The sequence below is a fragment of the Kitasatospora sp. NPDC059817 genome, assembly GCF_042731835.1.
GTDB lineage: Bacteria > Actinomycetota > Actinomycetes > Streptomycetales > Streptomycetaceae > Kitasatospora.
Map to the genome: position 1 here is coordinate 36388 of NZ_JBHWIR010000021.1, position 3623 is coordinate 40010.

Below are 3623 nucleotides of genomic sequence, written 5' to 3' on the forward strand. Positions count from 1 at the left end.
GCTCCGGCGGAGGCGCAGGGCCCAGCTGCACCGTCTCGCCCCCCCCCGCCGGGCGCCGGCCCGGGGGGGGGCGGGCGGCCGCCCCCCCCCCGCCCCCCGGCCCCGCCCCCGCCGGGCGGCGGCACCACCGCGCCACTCCGAGTCGTGAGGTGTACCCATGTCACTGCTCTCCAGCGTCACGTCACCGGCCGAACTGCGAAAGCTTCCGGCGGCCGAACTCCCGCTGCTCGCCGACGAGATCCGCGCGTTCCTGATCGACGCCGTCACCCGCGCCGGCGGCCACCTCGGGCCCAACCTCGGCGTGGTCGAGCTGACCATCGCCCTGCACCGGGTCTTCGACTCCCCGTACGACCGGATCGTCTTCGACACCGGCCACCAGAGCTACGTCCACAAACTGCTCACCGGCCGCCAGGACTTCTCCCGGCTGCGGATGAAGGGCGGGCTCTCCGGCTACCCCTCGCGCGGCGAATCCGAACACGACCTGGTCGAGAACTCGCACGCCTCCACCGCCCTGTCCTACGCCGACGGCCTCGCCAAGGCCGCCCGACTGCTCGGCCAGCACGACCGGCACACCGTCGCGGTGATCGGCGACGGCGCGCTCACCGGCGGGCTCGCCTGGGAGGCGCTCAACAACATCGCCGAGGCCCGCGACCGGCCGCTGGTCATCGTCGTCAACGACAACGAGCGTTCCTACGCCAAGACCATCGGCGGCCTCGCCAACCACCTGGCCACCCTGCGCACCACCCAGGGGTACGAACGCTTCCTCGCCCTCGGCAAGGGCGCGCTGCAGCGCACCCCGCTCGTCGGCCAGCCGATCTTCGACGCGCTGCACGGGGCCAAGAAGGGCTTCAAGGACGCCTTCGCGCCCCAGGGCATGTTCGAGGACCTCGGGCTGAAGTACCTCGGGCCGATCGACGGCCACGACCTCGGCGCCGTCGAACAGGCGCTGCGCCAGGCGCGCAACTTCGGCGGCCCCGTCATCGTGCACTGCCTCACCGTCAAGGGGCGCGGCTACCGGCCCGCCGAACAGGACGAGGCCGACCGCTTCCACGCCGTCAACCCGATCGACCCGTACACCTGCCTGCCGATCTCGCCCAGCGGCGGAGTCTCCTGGACCTCGGTGTTCGGCGACGAACTGGTCGCGCTCGGCGCCGAGCGGCCCGACCTGGTGGCGATCACCGCGGCGATGCTCCAACCGGTCGGCCTGGCCCGCTTCGCCAAGGCCTTCCCGGACCGCACCTTCGACGTCGGCATCGCCGAGCAGCACGCCGTCACCTCCGCCGCCGGCCTCGCCACCGGCGGCCTGCACCCGGTCGTCGCCGTCTACGCGACCTTCCTGAACCGGGCCTTCGACCAGGTCCTGATGGACGTCGCCCTGCACCGGCTCGGCGTCACCTTCGTCCTCGACCGCTCCGGGGTCACCGGCACCGACGGCGCCTCGCACAACGGCATGTGGGACATGTCGATCCTCCAGGTCGTCCCGGGCCTCAGGCTCGCCGCCCCGCGCGACGCCGAACAGCTGCGGGCCCAGCTGCGCGAGGCCGTCGAGGTCGAGGACGCCCCCACCGTGGTCCGCTTCCCCAAGGCCACCATCGGGCCCGCCGTGCCGGCCGTCGAACGGATCGGCGGGATGGACGTCCTGCTGCGCACCGGCCGGCCGTCGGAGATCCTCCTGGTCGCGGTCGGCACCACCGCCGCCGCCTGCCTGGACGCCGCCCGGTTGCTGCTCGCCGAGGGCTTCACCGCGACCGTCGTCGACCCCCGCTGGGTCAAACCGGTCGACCCGGTCCTGCCGGAACTGGCCGCCGCCCACCGGCTGGTCGTCACCGTCGAGGACAACGGCCGCACCGGTGGCGTCGGCGCCGCCGTCGCCCAGGCGCTGCGCGACGCCGACGTGGACGTGCCGGTGCGGGTGCTCGGCCTGCCGCAGGAGTTCCTCGGCCACGCCGCGCGCGGGGAGATCCTGGAGGAGACCGGTCTGACCGGCACCGGAGTCGCCGCCCAGACCGCCGTCTTCGCCAAGAACCTGCTACCGAACCGAGGAGCGAACCAGCGCCATGCCGGCTGACCCCGACCGCACCGCCGCCAGCTTCGACCTCGCCGCGCTGATCGCCGAACGCGGCGCCGAGCGGTACGAGCTGCACGGCCGCCACCTCAACCCGCAGCTGCCGCGCATGCTGCACACCATCGGCTTCGACAAGTACTACGAGCGCGCCAAGGGCCCGTACTTCTACGACGCCGAGGGCAACGAGTACCTCGACATGCTGGCCGGCTTCGGCATCTTCGCGCTGGGCCGCCACCACCCGGTCGTGCGATCGGCGATCCAACAGGTGATGGACCTCGACCTGCCGGACCTGGTCCGCTTCGACTGCTCGCCGCTGCCCGGGCTGCTCGCCGAGCGACTGCTCTCGTACACGCCCGGGCTGGACCGGGTGTTCTTCGGCAACAGCGGCACCGAGGCGGTGGAGACCGCGCTCAAGTTCGCCCGGTACGCCACCGGCCGCAGGCGCGTCCTGTACGCCGACCACGCCTTCCACGGGCTGACCACCGGCTCGCTCTCCGTCAACGGGGAGAGCGGTTTCCGCAAGGGCTTCGACCCGCTGCTGCCGGACACCGCCATCCCGCTCGGCGACCTCGGCGCGCTGGCCAGGGAGCTGAAGCGCGGCGACGTCGCCGCCCTGATCGTCGAGCCGATCCAGGGCAAGGGCGTCCTGGCGCCGCCGCCCGGCTGGCTGCGTGCCGCGCAGGCCCTGCTGCATGAGCACAGGGCGCTGCTGATCTGCGACGAGGTGCAGACCGGGATCGGCCGTACCGGCGAGTTCTTCGCCTACCAGCACGAGGAGGGCGTGCTGCCCGACCTGGTCTGCGTGGCCAAGGCGCTCTCCGGCGGCTACGTGCCGGTCGGGGCGACGCTCGGCAAGAGCTGGATCTTCGAGAAGGTGTACTCCTCGATGGACCGGGTGCTGGTGCACTCGGCCAGCTTCGGTGCCAACGCCCAGGCGATGGCGGCCGGACTGGCGACCCTGGAGGTGATGCGCGAGGAGAAGGTGGTGGAGAACGCGCGTCAGGTCGGCGATCAGTTGCGCGAGCGGCTGGCCGCACTGGTCGACCGGTACGAGCTGCTCGCCGAGGTGCGCGGCCGGGGTCTGATGATCGGCATCGAGTTCGGCCGACCCAAGTCGCTCAAGCTGCGCACCGGCTGGACGGCTCTGCAAGCGGCGCGCAAGGGGCTGTTCGCCCAGATGGTGGTCGTCCCGCTGCTCCAGCGGCACCGGATCCTGACCCAGGTGTCCGGGGACCACCTGGAGGTGATCAAGCTGATCCCGCCGCTGATCATCACGGAGCGCGACGTCGACCGGTTCGTGGACGCCTTCACCGACATCATGGATGACGCGCACCGGGGGAGCGGGCTGATGTGGGACTTCGGGCGGACGCTGGTGAAGCAAGCGGTCGGCAGCCGCTGAGCTGGTTCTGGGCGGGTGCTCGGCGGCGGTGCGGGAGTGTTGCGGGAGTGTTGCGGGAGTGGGGATTAGGCCCGGCCCCACTCCCCAACCCGGGGGGGAAACCACTCTGATATAAAAAAAAAAAAAAACCCCAAAACACAAAGTTAAAAGTTTTTAAGG

Annotated in this window: 2 protein-coding genes; both read left to right on the top strand. The window is 71.5% G+C overall.

Annotated elements, in window-relative coordinates:
- Positions 1-157 precede the first annotated feature (157 nt).
- Positions 158-2068: a 1-deoxy-D-xylulose-5-phosphate synthase gene (gene dxs, locus ACFV61_RS07485; RefSeq protein WP_380490562.1), complete on the top strand. Its 1911-nt coding sequence runs from the start codon at positions 158-160 to the stop codon at positions 2066-2068.
- Positions 2058-3464 (top strand): aspartate aminotransferase family protein, encoded by a 1407-nt coding sequence (locus ACFV61_RS07490; RefSeq protein WP_380342290.1) that lies wholly within the window; start codon positions 2058-2060, stop codon positions 3462-3464. The genes dxs and ACFV61_RS07490 overlap by 11 nt, the downstream gene beginning before the upstream one ends.
- Positions 3465-3623: the final 159 nt, after the last annotated feature.